Source organism: Carboxylicivirga litoralis (assembly GCF_025499605.1).
GTDB classification, from domain to species: domain Bacteria; phylum Bacteroidota; class Bacteroidia; order Bacteroidales; family Marinilabiliaceae; genus Carboxylicivirga; species Carboxylicivirga litoralis.
Map to the genome: position 1 here is coordinate 1 of NZ_JAFMVC010000126.1, position 481 is coordinate 481.

Here is a 481-nt window from a genome sequence, read left to right on the forward strand (position 1 = left end):
ACTACTAATATACTAAAACGCTGGCTGGCAAACGGGGTGTTTTACGGACAAAAGTTACCAACAGGGACAAGTCGGACGCTCACATTTGAATTGCTATTTATGGGATTGTACTTTGAATTTATTAACCCATAAAAATTGAAGTTATGGCAAGGCAAAAAGGAGTGATTAAGTTGGAAGGTCGTGTTGGTGATTTGTCGTTTTACAAAAGCAATGGCCAGTACATGGCACGAGAAAAAGGTGGTGTGGATGGCGATCGTATTAAGAAGGACCCGGCGTATGCCAGGACTCGTGAAAATGGTGCTGAGTTTGGTCGTGCCGGCATAGCAGGTAAAGAGCTGCGTAATGCTTTAAATGAAGTGCTGGTGAGAGCAGCTGATAAGAAGGTTTCGAACCGATTAGCGGCTAAGATTCTGAAAGCTATCCAGGCGGATACGACCAACCGACGCGGTGAGCGTAATGTGTTGGATGGTGATTTGACCTT

The 481-nt window shown here is 44.9% G+C and carries 1 pseudogene; it reads left to right on the forward strand.

The window, feature by feature from the left end:
- Positions 1-143: 143 nt before the first annotated feature.
- A pseudogene (locus tag J1N10_RS21500) lies at positions 144-481 on the forward strand (hypothetical protein); the annotation flags it as partial.